This is a genomic window from Pseudomonas sp. HMSC067G02 (assembly GCF_001813485.1).
Taxonomy (GTDB): domain Bacteria; phylum Pseudomonadota; class Gammaproteobacteria; order Pseudomonadales; family Pseudomonadaceae; genus Pseudomonas; species Pseudomonas aeruginosa.
On sequence record NZ_KV812628.1, the window covers coordinates 108,092 to 123,375 of the forward strand.

At 67.6% G+C, this 15,284-nt stretch carries 14 protein-coding genes; 8 read left to right on the forward strand and 6 right to left on the reverse strand.

The genetic code is table 11. The annotated features are described in order from the left end of the window. The first annotated feature begins 47 nt into the window (after nt 1-47). On the forward strand, nt 48-1,379 hold the full coding sequence (locus tag HMPREF2914_RS03640; RefSeq protein ID WP_003160602.1) for an esterase/lipase family protein: 1,332 nt from the start codon (nt 48-50) through the stop codon (nt 1,377-1,379). Nucleotides 1,380-1,434: 55 nt separating this feature from the next. Here the strand turns inward: HMPREF2914_RS03640 and HMPREF2914_RS03645 are convergent, their stop codons facing one another. Together HMPREF2914_RS03645 and HMPREF2914_RS03650 are read right to left on the reverse strand one after the other, a co-directional pair. Beyond that, nucleotides 1,435-2,943: a PA2928 family protein gene (locus HMPREF2914_RS03645; RefSeq protein WP_019395894.1), complete on the reverse strand. Its 1,509-nt coding sequence runs from the start codon at nt 2,941-2,943 to the stop codon at nt 1,435-1,437. Between the two features lie 122 nt (nt 2,944-3,065). Beyond that, the gene (locus tag HMPREF2914_RS03650; RefSeq protein WP_003091040.1) at nt 3,066-3,680 is read right to left on the reverse strand and encodes a LysE family transporter; all 615 of its coding nucleotides are present in this window, start codon (nt 3,678-3,680) and stop codon (nt 3,066-3,068) included. A 65-nt stretch (nt 3,681-3,745) separates the two neighbouring features. On the opposite strand from HMPREF2914_RS03650, the gene HMPREF2914_RS03655 reads away from it, so the two are divergent. After that, nucleotides 3,746-4,672 carry a LysR family transcriptional regulator gene (locus HMPREF2914_RS03655; RefSeq protein WP_003110292.1) on the forward strand — a complete coding sequence of 309 codons (927 nt, stop codon included), beginning with the start codon at nt 3,746-3,748 and terminating at the stop codon, nt 4,670-4,672. Nucleotides 4,673-4,682: 10 nt separating this feature from the next. Here the strand turns inward: HMPREF2914_RS03655 and HMPREF2914_RS03660 are convergent, their stop codons facing one another. After that, entirely contained in the window at nt 4,683-5,273 is a 591-nt protein-coding gene (locus HMPREF2914_RS03660) for a TetR/AcrR family transcriptional regulator (RefSeq protein ID WP_003119828.1), read from the reverse strand. Nucleotides 5,274-5,398: 125 nt separating this feature from the next. Here HMPREF2914_RS03660 and HMPREF2914_RS03665 point away from each other — a divergent pair, with 125 nt between their 5' ends. The 3 genes from HMPREF2914_RS03665 to cif all read left to right on the forward strand — a co-directional run bounded on the left by HMPREF2914_RS03665 (nt 5,399) and on the right by cif (nt 8,733). Then, on the forward strand, nt 5,399-6,508 hold the full coding sequence (locus HMPREF2914_RS03665) for an alkene reductase (protein WP_023091598.1): 1,110 nt from the start codon (nt 5,399-5,401) through the stop codon (nt 6,506-6,508). A gap of 65 nt (nt 6,509-6,573) precedes the next feature. Next, a complete protein-coding gene (locus HMPREF2914_RS03670; protein ID WP_003091044.1) occupies nt 6,574-7,752 on the forward strand; it encodes an MFS transporter in 1,179 nt (392 codons plus the stop codon). 21 nt (nt 7,753-7,773) lie between these two features. Continuing rightward, nucleotides 7,774-8,733, forward strand: a complete 960-nt coding sequence (cif, locus tag HMPREF2914_RS03675) for a CFTR inhibitory factor Cif (RefSeq protein WP_003091045.1) — start codon at nt 7,774-7,776, stop codon at nt 8,731-8,733. A 19-nt stretch (nt 8,734-8,752) separates the two neighbouring features. Here the strand turns inward: cif and HMPREF2914_RS32880 are convergent, their stop codons facing one another. Then, nucleotides 8,753-8,884, reverse strand: a complete 132-nt coding sequence (locus tag HMPREF2914_RS32880) for a hypothetical protein (RefSeq protein ID WP_003091046.1) — start codon at nt 8,882-8,884, stop codon at nt 8,753-8,755. Nucleotides 8,885-9,342: 458 nt separating this feature from the next. Between HMPREF2914_RS32880 and HMPREF2914_RS03690 the strand changes: the two genes are divergently transcribed. Together HMPREF2914_RS03690 and HMPREF2914_RS03695 are read left to right on the forward strand one after the other, a co-directional pair. Further along, nucleotides 9,343-9,924, forward strand: coding sequence for a cytochrome b (locus tag HMPREF2914_RS03690; protein ID WP_009876747.1), 582 nt, complete (start codon nt 9,343-9,345; stop codon nt 9,922-9,924). Between the two features lie 155 nt (nt 9,925-10,079). Continuing rightward, nucleotides 10,080-10,328, forward strand: a complete 249-nt coding sequence (locus tag HMPREF2914_RS03695) for a hypothetical protein (RefSeq protein WP_003091048.1) — start codon at nt 10,080-10,082, stop codon at nt 10,326-10,328. Between the two features lie 55 nt (nt 10,329-10,383). On the opposite strand, the gene HMPREF2914_RS03700 is transcribed toward HMPREF2914_RS03695, so the two are convergent. Beyond that, on the reverse strand, nt 10,384-11,913 hold the full coding sequence (locus HMPREF2914_RS03700) for a nucleobase:cation symporter-2 family protein (RefSeq protein WP_023091597.1): 1,530 nt from the start codon (nt 11,911-11,913) through the stop codon (nt 10,384-10,386). Nucleotides 11,914-12,341: 428 nt separating this feature from the next. Here HMPREF2914_RS03700 and paaP point away from each other — a divergent pair, with 428 nt between their 5' ends. After that, entirely contained in the window at nt 12,342-13,952 is a 1,611-nt protein-coding gene (paaP, locus tag HMPREF2914_RS03705) for an aminopeptidase PaaP (RefSeq protein WP_003101464.1), read from the forward strand. Between the two features lie 86 nt (nt 13,953-14,038). Here paaP and HMPREF2914_RS03710 read toward each other — a convergent pair whose 3' ends face one another. Then, nucleotides 14,039-15,178 carry a thiolase family protein gene (locus tag HMPREF2914_RS03710; RefSeq protein ID WP_023091596.1) on the reverse strand — a complete coding sequence of 380 codons (1,140 nt, stop codon included), beginning with the start codon at nt 15,176-15,178 and terminating at the stop codon, nt 14,039-14,041. Between the last annotated feature and the right edge of the window lie 106 nt (nt 15,179-15,284).

Below are 15,284 nucleotides of genomic sequence, written 5' to 3' on the forward strand. Positions count from 1 at the left end.
GGCGCATGATCTATAGTCGCCCGGATCAGCCCCAGAGGATGCCGGACATGCCCCGTTCGATCGTCATCGTCCACGGCTGGAGCGACGATTCGAAGTCGTTCCGCCGCCTCGCCGAGCAGCTGGAAGCCTGGTTCGGCAGCGCGCCGACGCAGATCCGCCTCGCCGACTGGATCTCCCTGCAGGACGACGTCACCTACGCCGACCTCGCCGCCGCCCTGGATCGCGCCTGGACCGCCCAGGGACTGTCGCGGGCACCGCGCACGGTTGACGTGGTGGTGCACAGCACCGGCGCCCTGGTGCTGCGCGACTGGCTGACCCGCCACTTCGACCCCGCCAGCGCGCCGGTCAAGCGCTTCCTGATGCTCGCCCCGGCCAACTTCGGCTCGCCGCTGGCGCACAAGGGACGCTCCTTCATCGGTCGCGTACTGAAAGGCTGGAACCGCTTCGTCGGGCAGACCGGCACCCAGGTGCTGAAGGGACTGGAGCTGGGCTCGCCGTACTCCTGGCAACTCGCCGAGCGCGACCTGTTCGGCGCCGAGGCCTGGTACGGCGCCGGCCGCCTGCTCGCCACGGTACTGGTGGGCAATGTCGGCTACAGCGGCGTCGAAGCCATCGCCAACGAAGCCGGCGGCGACGGCACGGTGCGGATCGCCACGGCGAACCTCAACGCCTGCCGCCTGAGCCTCGAACTGGATGTCCGCCAGCGCGCCAGGCCCGGCTGGCGCCTGGAAGAATCGCGCGGCGAGATCGCCTTCGCCATCGTCGACGGCGAGAACCACGCCAGCGTGGCGCTGAAGGACCGCGGGCCGAAGAACCCGCATACCCTGGAGCTGATCCGCGCCGCACTGGAGGTCGAGGACGCCGATTACCGGAGCAGCGGCGCAAGCTTCCCCTGGCAGCGCCGCATCGATCAGCTCGACCCCGGCATCGAGCGCCGCTCGCCGCGCTACCTGAACCTGGTCAGCCACGTCTGCGACGACCTCGACCAGGAGGTGCGCGACTACTTCATCCAGTTCTTCCGCAAGCTGAACAGCGACCGGCGTTTCGAGCAGCGCTTCTACGAGCAGGTCATCGCCGACGTCCATCCCTACGAGGACAACCCCGCCTACCGCTCGCTGTACCTGTCGATCGAGTCCCTCGACGACCTGCTCGCCGGCTTCGCCGTGGACACCCTGTCGCTCAGCGTGTCGGCCCAGCCGCCGTTCGATCCGCCGCGCCAGCCGGTCGGCTATACCGCGGTGGGCCCCGGCGACAGCGAAGGCCTGGCAATTCCGCTGGCGCAGGTGCCGCGCTTCCTCGCCGCCCACCGCACCCTGCTGCTGCGCATCCGCCTGACGCGCCTGGTGGACAGCGGCGTATTCGTCTTCAGGAACCCCTGAATCGGCGCCCGGCCCCCCCCCCCGCTGGGCAGCCACCCAGGCCGGGCGCAGGCGATCACGGTTGGCCTTCGGGCCACTCGACCCGCTGCAATGGCGCGCCGCCGCGCCCGAGGCGATGGACGATGCCGCTGCCCCGGCGCAGATCGACCCGCACCAACCGCCCGCCGTCCTCTCCACGGCCGCTGAGAAGCAGGTTGCGGGCATCCAGGCGGAACAGCCGTTCGGGACGCTCGATGGGCAGCTCCAGGGTCCAGAGCAAGCTGCCATCGGTGGAAACCGAGCTGAGCAGCAGCTCGCTACGCTCGGCCAGGCTGCGCCGGTGCAGCACCAGCCAGTTGCCGTCGACTCGCCAGGGACGGCGCGCCAACCTGGAATCGCCGCCCGGCAGCGCCGAGGCATAGCGACGGTACAACGCCTCCTCGCGCGTCTGCTCGTCGCGCCGGCGACGGTACTCGGCATCCGCCGCCGCCTCCAGGTCGGCGACCCGTTCCCGCCAGGCATCGTGCGCGGCAATCCAGCGTCGTCGTTCCTGGCGGTAGGCGTCACGCGCCGCAAGGAACGCACGGGTACTGGGAAAACGCTCCACGCGCTCGTCGAACTCTTCCGGCGGCTGCGGCTCGGACGGCAGCGACGGATGCTGGCGCTGCCGCTCGGACGGTCGCTCGAGCAGCCGCTGCGGCTCTTCGGCAGCGGCTGGATCGGGCAGCAGGCCAGCCTGCAGGAAGGCCGCGTCGAGCAGCGGACGCAGTCGATTCTCCGCCGGCGACCGCCAATCCAGGGTGCCCAGTGATAGGCGCTGGCGTCGCGCCCGTTGGTTCGCTGCCGGCAGCGCCTCGCCACGCTCCAGCGCGCGGGCCTCGTGATCGCTGGCGAGGATCAGCAGGCGTCCGTCGGGCAGGCGCGTCAGGCCCGGGGCCTGCCAAGCGATCCCGGCACTCGCCGGCGGCGGCGGGTCGCCGTGGAAATACCGCGCGGCATCGACTTCCGGGGCTTCGCGCAGGGCCAGGCTGTCGCCGTCGAGGAACCAGACGCGACCGTCCAGGGCGAGCATCAGCAATCCGCCCCGGCCTTCGTCGTAGCGATAGGCGTCCTTCCCCCAGGGCGCCGACTTCAACGGCAGGCCGCCAGTGCGCCGCTCCAGTTCGTCGAACGCCAGCGCAGGGGCAGCGTCGCGCCGGTCGAGTACGTAGAGTTCGTTGCGCAGGAAGAACAGGTAGCGCGACGACTGGCCCAGCAGTTCGCCGGAACCCCAGTCGTCGCCGCGCTCGTTGTCGGCATCCAGGCGCGCGCTCCAGCGCAGGCTGCCGTCCTCGAGATCGACCACCTGGGCATAGCTGCGGCTGCTGCCGTGTACCACGCCGTTGTCCACTTCGTTGGCGCGATAGTCGTCGAGGGTGAACGCCAGGTAGGAATGGCCCTGTTCCTCGAAGACCAGTTGCGGCCCGCTGAACCCGGCCTCGTCGTACTGGCCGAGAATGAAATGGATGGCCACCGGCAAACCGACCAGCAGGCCCAGGCCGAGTACCGCCCAGAGGACGGCGAAAAGCGTCGCTCCCTTCTTCATGCAACTCCCATGCGTCCCGCGATCCTGGGACCGTCCCTCAACTGGCGACGGCATGAACGGCGCATTCTAGGGAGCCGCCGGCCTCGCTTCAAAGGCGGCAAGCGGCCATCAGTGGTCCATGCTCATGGGCTTTTCGCCCCCAGCAGGACGCCGAAACCGACCAGCAGGGCGCCGAAAAACTGGTCGATGCGCCGGCGGAAACGCAGGAGCCGGCCGCGCACCGCCGGGCTCGAGAGAAAGCAGGCGACCAGGCCGAACCAGGCCACGTGGGCGAGCGCGATGAAGGCCCCGTAGCCCAGTTGCGCCGGCAACGCGGTATGCGGATCGATCACCTGCATGAACAGGCTGACCACGAACAGGCAGGTCTTCGGATTGAGCGCATTGGTCAGGAAGCCGCTGCGCAACATCGCCCAGGACGAAACCCCGGCGCCGCCCGCCGCCTCCTCCGCCACCGTGTCCTCTCGCGCCAGCAGCATGCGCAGGCCGAGGAACACCAGGTAGGCGGCGCCCGCCAGCTTCAGCGCGGTGAACAGCGCCAGCGACTCGCGCACCAGCACGCCGACGCCGAGGATGCTGTAGCCGACATGTACCGTCACCCCCGCGCCGATGCCCAGCGCGGTGAGCAGGCCGGCGCGGCGGGAATACAGCAGGCTGTTGCGCGAGACCATGGCGAAATCGGCGCCGGGGCTGATCACCGCAAGCACGGTGATGGTCAGGAAAGCTAGCAACTCTGTCATGCCTGGAAGGCTCCAAGGTAGAATGGATGGCACAATCTACCGGTCTCCAGCGCCGAGCGAGAACGATGAATACTGACAATCATGGTGAGGAAAACTCACCATTCAGGCGCCGCCGCCTGCCCTCGCTGAACGCCCTGCGCTGCTTCGAGGCCGCCGCCCGCCTGGAGAACTTTTCCCGTGCCGCCGAGGCCCTGTGCCTGACCCACGGCGCCATCAGCCGCGCCGTGCGGACCCTGGAGGAGGAACTCGGTTGTGCGCTCTTCGAACGCCGCGGCCAGCGGGTTTTCCTCAGCGAGGCCGGCAGGCGCCTGCTCGCCGGCACCGGCCCGGCTCTCGACCTGATCGAGCGCACCGGCGAGGCCCTGCGCGCGGAGGCCGGACCCACCGCGCTGGTGCTGTCCTGCGAACCGACCTTGCTGATGCGCTGGCTGATCCCGCGGATCGCCGGATTCATGCAGGAACAGCCACGACTGTCGATCCAACTGGTCGCCGGCGGCGGGCCGTTCGCCTTCGGCCGCGGCATCGACCTGGCGATCCGCCGCAACGACTTCCCCTGGCCGCCCGGCAGCCATGCCCACTGGCTGTTCGACGAGCAGGTCGGGCCGGTCTGCCGGGCGAGCGACGTCGAACGGCATTTCCACCTCGATGCAGGACCGCCCGGGCTTCGCGCCGTCGCACCGCGCCTGCACACGGCGACCCGCCCGCAAGCCTGGAACACCTGGACCCGTCTCGCCGGACAGGCGCCGGCGACGACCGAAGGGCAGCGCTTCGAGCACTTCTACCTGAGCCTGCAGGCGGCCGGCGCCGGACTCGGCGTAGCCATCGGCCCCTGGCAACTGGTGCGCGACGATCTGTCCGCCGGCCTGCTGGCGGCGCCGCTGGGATTCCTCGCCGACGGCAGCAGCTATCACCTGCTGACCCCGCGACCGTTGCAGGCCGGAGAGCCTGCCACTCTGCTGCTGGAATGGCTGCGCCGCAGCGCGGCGGCCTGATGCGGCCCGCTCAGGGCCAGGCGCGCAGCGCCCGTTCGACCACCGCCAGCAGGCGCTCGCAAGGCACCCGGTCCTTGGCCTGCACGCTGAGGCCGAACAGCACGGTGGCATAGAAGGTCGCCAACTCCTCCACGTCGGTGTCCGCCGCCAGGTCGCCGTCAGCGATGCCGCGCCGCATGCGCTCACGGAACAGGCGGATCGACTCGCCGCGCTCGGCGCTCAACGCGTCCCGCACCGCCTCGCTTTCCGGGGTTCCGGTCAGCGCCGCGAGCACCACCAGGCAACCGCGCGGGAACTCGTCGGAACAGAAGCGCGCGACGGTCTCGCGGAGCAGCTCGGCCACGCCCTCGCGGGCGCTCGGCGCGCCATCGAGGACATCCCGGCGATAGCGGCCGTGCTGGCCGAGATAGTGGGCCAGGGCTTCGCGGAACAGCCCTTCCTTGCTGCCGAAGGCGGCGTACAGGCTGGGCGGCCTGATTTCCATCGCCTCGGTCAGGGCCGCCAGCGAAGCGCCTTCGTAGCCACGCACCCAGAACACGTCCATGGCTCGCTGCAGGGCGGTGTCCCTGTCGAATGCCCGTGGCCTGCCTCGCGTTGCCATCCTGACCTCCATTATTTGTATCGATCACTATAAATTTACTTGACGAGCGTTGCCGTCGCCATATTATTTAGCGACCGATACAGATATTCAAGCCATCTCCCTGCCGCCTTCGAAAGGAAAAGACCATGTCCAAATTGCTCCTCTCCCCGCTCGCCGTAGGCAACCTGGCCTTGCGCAACCGCATCGTCATGGCGCCGATGACCCGCTCCCGGGCGCAACAGCCGGGCGACGTGCCGACCGCCCTGAACGCTCTCTACTATGCGCAGCGCGCCGGCGCCGGGCTGATCGTCAGCGAGGGCACGCAGATTTCCCCCCTCGGCCAGGGCTACGCCTACACCCCCGGTATCTACAGCGAGGCGCAACTGGCCGGCTGGCGCCAGGTCACCGAGGCGGTGCACGCCGCCGGCGGACTGATCGCCGCGCAGCTCTGGCATGTCGGGCGCATGTCGCATCGCTCGCTGCAGGCCGGCGGCGAGGCGCCGATCGCGCCCTCGCCGATCCAGGCCAAGGCCCAGGTGTTCATCGCCGATGGCCAGGGCGGCGGATCCATGGCGCCGGCCGACGCGCCGCGGGAAATGACCCTGGAAGACATCCGCCGGGTCCGCGACGAATTCGTCCGCGCCGCGCGCAACGCGCTCGACGCCGGCTTCGACCTGGTCGAGCTGCATGGCGCCAATGGCTACCTGATCGACCAGTTCCTCGCCAGCGCCAGCAACCGGCGCAGCGATGCCTATGGCGGTAGCCTGGAGAACCGCGCGCGGTTCCTGCTGGAGATCGTCGACGCGCTGGTCGCCGCGGTCGGTGCCGAGCGCGTCGGCCTGCGCCTGTCGCCCTGGGGCACGATCAACGACATGCACGACGACGAGCCGGAAGCGATGACCCTTTACCTCGCCGAAGCCCTGCAGCGACGCGGCATCGCCTACCTGCACCTGGCCGAGTGGGAATGGAGCGGCGGCCCGGCCTACCCGCAAGGCTTCCGCGAGCGCCTGCGCGAACGCTTCCGCGCGCCGCTGATCGTCTGCGGCAACTACGACGCCGAGCGCGCCGAAGCGATACTCCAGGCCGGACTGGCCGACGCGGTGGCGATCGGCCGGCCGTTCATCGCCAACCCCGACCTGGTCGAGCGGATCCGTCTCGGCGCGCCGCTGGCCGAGGCCAACCAGGCGCGGTTCTACGGTGGCGACGCCGCCGGCTACACCGATTACCCGACCCTCGGCCAGTCCGCTACGGCCTGATTCCCTTCCCTCCCATGCATCGTTCCCGGGCGCGGCCACGGCTGCGCTCGCGGAGGAGTCTTGCCGTGCTATTGCCCATCCTCCTGCTGGCCGCCGCCGGCTTCACCATCCTGACCACCGAGTTCGTCATCGTCGGCCTGCTCCCGGCGCTTGCCGCAGACCTCCAGGTCAGCGTCGCCCAGGCCGGCCTGCTGGTCAGCCTGTTCGCCTTCAGCGTCGCCGCCTTCGGTCCGTTCCTCACCGCCGCACTGGCGGGCGTCGAACGCAAGCGGCTGTTCGTCGCCTGCCTGCTGCTGTTCGCCGCGGCCAATGCGCTGGCCGCCGTAGCCGGCGATATCTGGACGATGGCCGTGGCGCGCTTCGTCCCGGCCCTGGCGCTCCCGGTGTTCTGGGCCATGGCCAGCGAAACCGCCGCGCACCTGGCCGGCCCCTCGCGCGAAGGACGCGCCGTGGCGCTGGTGTTCTTCGGCATCGTCGCCGCCACCGTGCTCGGCATTCCCATCGGCACGCTGATCGCCGACGCCTGGGGTTGGCGCCTGGCATTCGCCGCACTCGCCGCGCTGGCCCTGGCCAAGGCGCTGCTGCTGGCCGCCTGGCTGCCGCGCATTCCCGGACGGCCGGGCGTCTCGCTGCGCAGCCAGGCGAGCGTGTTGCGCCAACCGCTGGTGCTCGGCCACCTGTTGCTGTCGCTGCTGGTCTTCACCGGCATGTTCACCCCCTACACCTACCTGGCCGACATCCTCCAGCGCCTGGCCGGCTTCAGCGGTTCGCTGGTCGGCTGGACGCTGATGGGCTTCGGCGCGGTAGGCCTGCTCGGCAACTGGCTCGGCGGGCGCCTGGTGGATCGCAGCCCGCTGGGCGCAACCCTGCTGTTCGTCCTGCTGATGGCGCTGGGCATGCTCGCCCTGGTGCCGACCCTCGGCAACGCCTGGCTGCTCGCCGCCACCCTGGCGACCTGGGGCGTGGCCCAGGCAGCACTGTTCATCGTCGGCCAGGTGCGGGTGATGAAGTCCGCGCCGCGGGCCCCGGCGTTCGCCGCCTCGCTGAACATCTCCGCCTGCAACGCCGGGATCGGCATCGGCGCCCTCGCCGGCAGCCGGGTGATCGACGGCAGCGGCCTGGCGCCGCTCGGCGAGGTCGGCGCGCTGGTCTGCCTGGCGGCGATGGCCGTGGCCCTGCTGCTGATGCTGGCGCCACGCCAAGCTGCCACCGAGCCGTCCCTCGGCGGCCACATCCCTCACTGACCCCACCAAGGAAGCACAACCATGATCCTCGATAGACTCTGCCGCGGCCTCCTGGCCGGCATCGCCCTGACCTTCTCCCTGGGCGGCTTCGCCGCCGAGGAATTCCCCGTCCCGAATGGCTTCGAAAGCGCCTACCGGGAAGTCGACGGCGTGAAGCTGCACTACGTGAAAGGCGGCCAGGGGCCGCTGGTGATGCTGGTGCACGGCTTCGGCCAGACCTGGTACGAATGGCACCAACTGATGCCGGAACTGGCCAAGCGCTTCACCGTGATCGCGCCGGACCTGCCCGGCCTCGGCCAGTCCGAGCCGCCGAAGACCGGCTATAGCGGCGAACAGGTCGCCGTCTACCTGCACAAGCTGGCCCGGCAATTCAGCCCGGATCGCCCGTTCGACCTGGTGGCCCATGACATCGGTATCTGGAACACCTACCCGATGGTGGTGAAGAACCAGGCCGACATCGCCCGCCTGGTGTACATGGAAGCGCCGATCCCGGACGCGCGGATCTACCGCTTCCCGGCCTTCACCGCCCAGGGCGAGTCGCTGGTCTGGCACTTCAGTTTCTTCGCCGCCGACGACCGCCTGGCGGAAACCCTGATCGCCGGCAAGGAGCGCTTCTTCCTCGAGCACTTCATCAAGTCCCATGCCAGCAACACCGAGGTGTTCAGCGAGCGCCTGCTGGACCTGTACGCCAGGTCGTACGCCAAGCCGCACAGCCTGAACGCCTCGTTCGAGTACTACCGCGCGTTGAACGAGAGCGTGCGGCAGAACGCCGAACTGGCGAAGACCCGCCTGCAGATGCCGACCATGACCCTCGCCGGCGGCGGCCACGGCGGCATGGGCACGTTCCAGCTGGAGCAGATGAAAGCCTATGCGGACGACGTCGAAGGCCATGTCCTGCCCGGCTGCGGCCACTGGCTGCCGGAAGAGTGCGCCGCGCCGATGAATCGCCTGGTGATCGACTTCCTCAGCCGCGGTCGCTGAGTCGTCCCGGTCCGGGCGATCAGAACTGCTCGCCCGGGCAGAACAGGCAGCGCAGCAGCAGGGTCATGAGCACGACAGCGCCGGAAACCAGCAGGTAAGGCAACGGGGAGAACAGGTCGTCCTGGTCCTTGCCATCGTGCTCACTACTCATGCTCTCACCTCGAGAATCGTCATGGCGGAAAAGACGCAGGATATGCACTTGCCGTCCTTGAAAGTGCACGGCGAAGTGTTCGAAGACTATAGAAACGAAGCGATCGAGTTCAATTACATCTGTGTCAGCTTGCTGTCGGCAAAACGTCAGCGGAAAGACAACGGAATATATTTCCCGATAATGCTTGCGGGGTCTGCCGCGCGCCGCCCCCAGGCTCTCCCAGCGTGAGGAATAGCCTCGGCGAAGGAAAAACCCACTTACAATGATCCCGACCCGGAATTATTCCGCCAAGTGGGCTCCGTTTCGGAAAAAAGCGACTCGCAGCACTGTTTCGGTGCAATAACGTCACATGTGAAAGTTTCGATTAAGTTTTCCGTTATCGATTATCCATAAATACGTTTGATCGCTCTCCGGACGTTTCATAGATTGCACGCCTTCACTCTCTGCGAGGCATTCCCGTGACGCATCCAGCGACCGTCTACAGCCTGTCCACCCGCCTGCTGCACTGGAGCATGGCGTTCTGTTTCATCGGCGCAATCGTGCTGGCCTATTTCGTCATCTGGGTGCTCGGCCATGACCACCCGCAGCGCCTGCCGGTACTCAACCTGCACTGGGTGCTGGGCCTGCTGGTCGGCCTGCTGCTGATCCCACGGATCGTCTCGCGGCTGCGCGGGCCGCGCCTGCCAGCGGTCCCCGGGACGCCGCTGGAGCACCGCCTGGCGCACTACGCGCACCTGTCGCTGTATGCCTTGATGCTGGTGATGCCGCTCACCGGCTACGTCGGCACCCGCCTGCCCACCGACTTCGGCCTGTTCGTGGTACCCAGCTTCAAGGACACCGCGCTGTTCGCCTGGATTTCGCAAACCTGGAACCTGAACTGGGAGGCGTTCGAGAAGCCCTTCGACGCCGTTCACCGCGTGGTCGGCCTGTGGCTGAGCACCTCGGTGGTGCTGCTCCATGCGCTCGCCGCCGGCTACCACCAGTGGGTCCGCCGCGACGGCACCCTGGAGCGCATGCTCGGCCGTCGCCAGCGCCGCTGAGCGGGGCCCTTCGTCGGCTCTCGCGGCGGATCGGCGACGATCTGCTATAGAGGTAGGGACACGCAGGGAAAACCTCGCCGCCCCGAGGCTCCTCCGTGGCAACCACAGGCGTCGCGCAGGTAGCCGGGTCGGCCTCCGACAGAGAGGAGCATGCCATGGCCAGCCTGCACTGCCAGCACCGCAGCTACACCATCACCGCCGATGTCGTCGAGCATCCGGGCATTCCCACGCCCTGGGCCGGCGGCTGCCACATCACCGATCCCGAAGGCCACACCAGCAAGCGCATCGCCCTGCCCGTGCGCTTCGCCTTCCTCGCCGACCTGGAAAACGCCCAGCGCGCCTCCATCGCCCACGGCAAATGGCTGGTGGACCAGCGCCTGGACCGCGGCAAGGCGCTGTTCTGAAGCGCACAACGAAAACGGCCCTCGCAAGGAGGGCCGTCGTTCATCGCGGCGCGGCTCAGGCGCTGCCGGCTTCAGCGGTTTCGCTGCGCCGTCGCGGCGGCGCGCCATGGCTGTCGTCGCCGGCCAGCGGCACTTCGTTGCCCTGGGCGTCGTACAGCTTGCCGTCGAGGAAATAGTCGCCTTCGTGCAGGGCGGCGATGTCCTGGTAGCGCAGGGTCCGCTCGCTGGCGGCGACGAACACCGACTGCTGGTCGGAGTTGCCGGCGGTGAAGTGGTTGAACGCCAGGTTGAGCAGGATCGCCATGATCGCCGAGGAACTGATGCCGGAATGGAAGATGGTGGCGAACCAACTGGGGAAGTGATCGTAGAAGGTCGGCGCGGCGATCGGGATCATACCGAAGCCGATCGAAGTGGCGACGATGATCAGGTTCATGTTGTTGCGGTAGTCCACCTTCGACAGGGTGCGGATGCCGCTGGCGGCGACCGTGCCGAACAACACGATGCCGGCGCCGCCGAGCACGGCGGTTGGCACCGCGGCGATCACCCGGCCCATCACCGGCAGCAGGCCGAGGATCACCAGGAACAACCCACCGGTGGCGACCACGTAGCGGCTCTTGATCCCGGTCACCGCCACCAGGCCGACGTTCTGGGCGAAGGCGCTCTGGGTGAAGGAGCCGAAGATCGGCGCCAGCATGCTGGAGAACATGTCCGCGCGCAGGCCGTTGCCCAGGCGCCGCGAGTCGACCTTGGTGTCGATGATCTCGCCTACCGCGAGGATGTCCGCCGAGGTTTCCACCAGGGTCACCATGATCACGATGCACATCGAGATGATCGCGGCGACCTGGAAGGTCGGCATGCCGAAGTGGAACGGCGTGGGAAACGCCACCAGCGGGCCTTCGGTGACCTTGGAGAAGTCGGCCATGCCGAGGAACACCGCGATGAAGGTGCCGATGACCATCGCCAGGAGGATCGACAGGCGCGAGATCGAGGCGCTGCCGAGCTTGCTCAGCAGCAGCACGATGACCAGGGTGATTGCCGCCAGGCCGATGTTGGCCATGCTGCCGAAGTCCGGCGCGTGGCTGTTGCCGCCCATCGCCCAGCGCGCGGCGACCGGCATCAGGGTCAGGCCGATGGTGGTGATGACGATGCCGGTCACCAGCGGCGGGAAGAATTTGGTGATGCGCGAAAAGATCGGCGTGATCAGCAACCCGATCAGCGAGGCCGCCATCACCGCGCCGAGCACTGCGGGAATGCCGCCGCTGCCACCGCTGCCGATGATCGCCACCATGGTCGCCACGCCAGCGAAGGACACCCCCTGGACCAGCGGCAACTGACAGCCGAAGAACGGCACGCCGAGGGTTTGCAGCAGGGTCGCCAGGCCGCCGGCGAACAGCGAAGCGGCGATCAGCAGGCCGATGTCGCCGGGCGCGAGGCCAGCGGCCTGGCCGAGGATCAGGGGGACCGCGACGATACCGCCATACATGGTCAGCACATGTTGCAGGCCGTAGGCCATGTTGGCGCCGACACCGAGGTTCTCGTCTTCAGGCCGTGGAACGGATGGAGTTCCGGAGGACGTCGTTTTCATGGTGCGCTGTTCTCGCTTTTATTGTTGTGCGCACACTGTAGACAATTCGATCCGAAAATATCCAGAAGAATGTATACAAAAATTCCAACAAATCTGTGACAGCGCTGCCGCCGGTCACCTCCGCTCGCGCGCTTATCCGCGCGCCAGACGGTTTCCTTCCTGCTGCGCCATCCTCCCAGCCCCGACCAACGGCCATGGGCCCGCGCCGAAGGGCATTAACGATAGAAAGCCGCCCTCCATCCCGCCAGCGAGCTATCAGCAATTCTTCCGCGAAAAGTTGATGAAATTCACATTTCAGGAATTACGCCAGGACAGCCCGGAAAGCGCTCCTAGTCTGGCAGTCAGGCCGTGCCCGAGGCGACATTTCGGGCAATAGCGCCATGCCATCAACGGCTTATCGATCATCGCCTCACAAGGAACGGAGTCTCATGAGCAACAAGAACAATCTCAGATACGCACTCGGCGCCCTCGCCCTCTCGGTTTCCGCCGCATCCCTGGCGGCACCTTCGGAAGCGCAACAGTTCACCGAGTTCTGGACCCCCGGCAAACCCAACCCGTCGATCTGCAAATCGCCGTTGCTGGTCAGCACCCCGCTTGGCCTGCCGCGCTGCCTGCAAGCCAGCAACGTGGTCAAGCGCCTGCAGAAGCTGGAAGACATCGCCAGCCTCAACGACGGCAACCGCGCCGCCGCCACGCCGGGCTACCAGGCCTCCGTCGACTACGTGAAGCAGACCCTGCAGAAAGCCGGCTACAAGGTCAGCGTGCAGCCCTTCCCGTTCACCGCCTACTACCCGAAAGGCCCGGGTAGCCTGAGCGCCACCGTGCCGCAGCCGGTCACCTACGAATGGGAGAAGGATTTCACCTACCTGTCGCAGACCGAGGCAGGCGATGTCACCGCCAAGGTGGTCCCGGTGGACCTGTCCCTCGGCGCCGGCAACACCTCCACCAGCGGTTGCGAAGCGGAAGACTTCGCCAACTTCCCGGCCGGCTCGATCGCGCTGATCCAGCGCGGCACCTGCAACTTCGAGCAGAAGGCCGAGAACGCCGCGGCCGCCGGCGCCGCCGGGGTGATCATCTTCAACCAGGGCAACACCGACGACCGCAAGGGCCTGGAGAACGTCACCGTGGGCGAGTCCTACGAGGGCGGCATCCCGGTGATCTTCGCCACCTACGACAACGGCGTGGCCTGGTCGCAGACCCCGGACCTGCAGTTGCACCTGGTGGTCGACGTGGTACGCAAGAAGACCGAGACCTACAACGTGGTCGCCGAGACCCGTCGCGGCAACCCGAACAACGTGGTGATGGTCGGCGCGCACCTCGACTCGGTGTTCGAAGGCCCCGGTATCAACGACAACGGTTCGGGCAGCGCCGCCCAACTGGAGATGGCCGTGCTGCTGGCCAAGGCGCTGCCGGTCAACAAGGTGCGCTTCGCCTGGTGGGGCGCCGAGGAAGCCGGCCTGGTGGGCTCGACCCACTACGTGCAGAACCTCGCCCCGGAAGAGAAGAAGAAGATCAAGGCCTACCTGAACTTCGACATGATCGGCTCGCCGAACTTCGGCAACTTCATCTATGACGGCGACGGTTCCGACTTCGGCCTCCAGGGTCCGCCCGGCTCGGCCGCCATCGAGCGCCTGTTCGAAGCCTACTTCCGCCTGCGCGGCCAGCAATCGGAAGGCACCGAGATCGACTTCCGCTCCGACTACGCCGAGTTCTTCAACAGCGGCATCGCTTTCGGCGGCCTGTTCACCGGCGCCGAGGGCCTGAAGACCGAAGAGCAGGCGCAGAAGTACGGCGGCACCGCCGGCAAGGCCTACGACGAGTGCTACCACAGCAAGTGCGACGGCATCGCCAACATCAACCAGGACGCCCTGGAGATCCACAGCGACGCCATGGCCTTCGTGACCAGCTGGCTGTCGCTGTCGACCAAGGTGGTCGACGACGAGATCGCCGCCGCCGGGCAGAAAGCACAATCGCGGTCGCTGCAGATGCAGAAGAGCGCCAGCCAGATCGAACGCTGGGGTCACGACTTCATCAAGTAACCGCGACTACCCTGCGCCGGGCCGCCGGCGCAGGTTCCCCATCCAGGCCCGGCTCATCCACCGGGCCTTTTTTCATTGGCGCGCGATCACTCCACCGCTTCCAGCAGGGTCGCCACGCCCTGGCCGCCGGCGATGCACTGGGTGGCGATGGCATAGCGCCCGCCGGTGCGCCGCAGCAACGCGGCGGCCTTGCCGGTGATCCGCGCGCCGGTGGCGCCCAGCGGATGGCCGATGGCCAGGGCGCCGCCATCCAGGTTGATCCTGTCCATGTCCAGCCCCAGTTCGCGGATGCAGGCGATGGATTGGCTGGCGAAGGCCTCGTTGATCTCCACCAGGTCGATGTCGGCGATGCCCAGCCCGGCCCGTTGCAGGACCTTGCGCGTCGCCTGCACCGGACCCATGCCCATGACCTCCGGCGCACAACCGGCCACCGCCACCGCCTTGATCCGCGCCAGGATCGCCAGCCCGTGGCGGCGCGCGAATTCCTCGCTACAGACCAGCAGCGCGGCGCTGCCATCGGTGAGCGGCGACGAGGTGGCGGCGGTGACGCTGCCGCCGAACGCCGGCTTCAGTTGGGCCAGGCTCTCCAGGTTGGTACCCGGGCGGATGCAGCCATCCTCGGCGACCCGGCCGGCAGGGGTGTCGATGGCGACGATCTCCTCGCGCAGCAAGCCGGCCTCGCGCGCGGCGACTGCCTTGGCGTGGGAGCGTACGGCCATCTCTTCCTGCTCGACGCGGCTGACGGCGTAGCGCTCGGCGACATTCTCGGCGGTCTGCCCCATGCTCATGTATACCGCCGGATAGTCCTGCAGCAACGCGGGATTGGGCGACAGGTTGAAGCCGCCCATCGGCACCCGGGTCATCGACTCCACCCCGGCGGCGATGAAGGCTTCTCCGGCGCCCAGCAGGACTTGCCCGGCGGCGTAGTGGATAGCGCTCATGGACGAACCGCAGAAACGGTTGAGGGTCGCGCCGCCGAGGCTCTGCGGGAAGCCGGCGCGGAAACTGGCGATGCGCGCGATGTTCATGCCCTGTTCCGCCTCCGGATAGGCGCAGCCCATGACCACGTCCTCCAGCAGAACAGGGTCGAGATCGAGTTTCTCCACCAGGCCCTTGAGCACCGCGGCGGCCAGGTCATCCGGGCGGATATCGACCAGCGCGCCTTTCCTGGCGAAGTGGAACGGCGAACGGGCGTAACCGGCGATAACGACTGAAATCGGCGACATGAGGATATCTCCGTGAGATGGATTGGCTGGATCGCAGGAAGATATTACGCGCATAATATTTATTGAATGACAGTCGAAATACAATTTGACCGAAAAAGCCGCAGGG

Coding starts and splice junctions, on each gene's coding strand:
- HMPREF2914_RS03640 (WP_003160602.1), top strand. CDS start 48: ATGCCCCGTTCGATCGTCATCGTCCACGGCTGGAGCGACGATTCGAAG.
- HMPREF2914_RS03645 (WP_019395894.1), bottom strand. CDS start 2,943: ATGAAGAAGGGAGCGACGCTTTTCGCCGTCCTCTGGGCGGTACTCGGC.
- HMPREF2914_RS03650 (WP_003091040.1), bottom strand. CDS start 3,680: ATGACAGAGTTGCTAGCTTTCCTGACCATCACCGTGCTTGCGGTGATC.
- HMPREF2914_RS03655 (WP_003110292.1), top strand. CDS start 3,746: ATGAATACTGACAATCATGGTGAGGAAAACTCACCATTCAGGCGCCGC.
- HMPREF2914_RS03660 (WP_003119828.1), bottom strand. CDS start 5,273: ATGGCAACGCGAGGCAGGCCACGGGCATTCGACAGGGACACCGCCCTG.
- HMPREF2914_RS03665 (WP_023091598.1), top strand. CDS start 5,399: ATGTCCAAATTGCTCCTCTCCCCGCTCGCCGTAGGCAACCTGGCCTTG.
- cif (WP_003091045.1), top strand. CDS start 7,774: ATGATCCTCGATAGACTCTGCCGCGGCCTCCTGGCCGGCATCGCCCTG.
- HMPREF2914_RS32880 (WP_003091046.1), bottom strand. CDS start 8,884: ATGAGTAGTGAGCACGATGGCAAGGACCAGGACGACCTGTTCTCCCCG.
- HMPREF2914_RS03695 (WP_003091048.1), top strand. CDS start 10,080: ATGGCCAGCCTGCACTGCCAGCACCGCAGCTACACCATCACCGCCGAT.
- HMPREF2914_RS03700 (WP_023091597.1), bottom strand. CDS start 11,913: ATGAAAACGACGTCCTCCGGAACTCCATCCGTTCCACGGCCTGAAGAC.
- paaP (WP_003101464.1), top strand. CDS start 12,342: ATGAGCAACAAGAACAATCTCAGATACGCACTCGGCGCCCTCGCCCTC.
- HMPREF2914_RS03710 (WP_023091596.1), bottom strand. CDS start 15,178: ATGTCGCCGATTTCAGTCGTTATCGCCGGTTACGCCCGTTCGCCGTTC.